General features: G+C 55.3%; 1 protein-coding gene and 1 tRNA gene. Both read left to right on the top strand.

Annotated elements, in window-relative coordinates; translation table 11 throughout:
- Window positions 1–714: 714 nt before the first annotated feature.
- Window positions 715–788, top strand: a tRNA-Gly gene (locus AC1DYX_RS31060).
- 17 nt (window positions 789–805) lie between these two features.
- Window positions 806–1,521, top strand: a 716-nt coding sequence (locus AC1DYX_RS31055) for a reverse transcriptase N-terminal domain-containing protein (protein ID WP_477266065.1), incomplete at its 3' end; no start/stop codon positions are given.

The following is a 1,521-nucleotide window of genomic DNA, read 5'->3' as shown; positions in this document are numbered from 1 at the left end:
CCTAGAGTGTGGTACCAGCCCCAGCTACACGGGGTAAACAGGTCTCAGTGAGTAGTAAATTGAAGCGACGAAGGCTGTGCAAGCAATTGTCTTGAGGTGCATCAATGGCCGGCAAGACCGAGGGTTCAGCCCCTCGTAGCCTAGGAGCGGTGCGTCACTGGTAACGGTGGGGTGCTGAGCGCTCCGACAATGTAGCCGCCCTTCGGGGGACGGTGGATTCCGCGAGGGATTTGCCGGGAGTTCGGTAGTTGCGACCGGATGAGGCGCTAGGCTGGGTTGGATGGTTAACGTAAAGTGAACTGCCATTAAACGTCGTCAAGCTTGACGAGCTAAACGCAACGGCAAGAGGCTCGATGTGATCGGTTGTCCGTCTGCTTGGTGCGGACACGCTGACATGGGTATCACCGGCGAAAAGGCAGAACCTTCCCAATCCTGTTGCCTGTACGGAACGAGGTAAGCCTGATATGGCGTCTGGCCTGTACGGCAGACAAGGGCAATCGCAAGATTGTCTGATGTTATAGTAGGTAGAGGATGATGGAAAAAGCGAACGCCTCTCTGTAACGGAGAGGATAGGGGATGAAAAGATTGCCCTAACGTGAAAACGTGCAGACTTCCATCTGGTGATCTGTCGCAAGACAGGTCTGTGAATCGCACCCAGTGGGGATAACGCATGCCCCGTTGGGGCAAAGTGCGTCTATTCCTTCTGGGRATTACGCGGGTGTAGCTCAATGGTAGAGCTGAGGCTTCCCAAGCCTATGACGAGGGTTCGATTCCCTTCACCCGCTCCAATCGACCGGAGGTTGATATGGACGCAAGTCAGCACGATTGTGATATTGCCTCCACAGGCTGGAAATCTTGGCACGACATCTCGTGGGCCAAGGTTTATCAGGCTGTCGCGAGGATACAGGCACGCATTGCGAAGGCAGCAAAAGCAGGTGAATGGCGGAAGGTGCGCTCCCTGCAGAGACTCCTGACCAAATCCACCGGAGCGAAAGCTTTGGCTGTGAGGCGGGTAACGGAGAATCGTGGCCGGAAAACTCCTGGTGTGGATCAGCAGACCTGGAGCACCCCAGAAGAGAAATGGCAGGCGGTGAATGGTCTTGGTATCAAGAGATACAAGCCGCTGCCACTACGTCGCATTTATATCCCGAAAGCTAATGGTGACAAACGCCCGTTGGGCATTCCCACCATGCGTGATCGGGCCATGCAAGCGCTGCATCTGTTAGCACTGGACCCTGTTGCCGAAACGATCGGCGATCCTCATTCATATGGTTTTCGACGGGAACGCTCGACGGCAGATGCCATCGGTCAGGTACGAAATGTACTGAGCCGTGACGTATCGCCGAAATGGGTTCTCGAAGGGGACATCAAAGGTTGCTTCGACAATATTAGCCACGACTGGCTGGCCGCCAATGTCTGCATGGACAAAGGTGTCCTACAGAAATGGCTGAGAGCAGGGTTCGTCGAGATGGGAAGGCTGTTCCCGACGCAAGCCGGTACGCCACAGGGAGGCATCATCTC

The sequence above is a fragment of the Massilia sp. P2_C2 genome (genome assembly GCF_056404615.1).
This window is presented reverse-complemented; position numbering and strand designations above follow the sequence as displayed.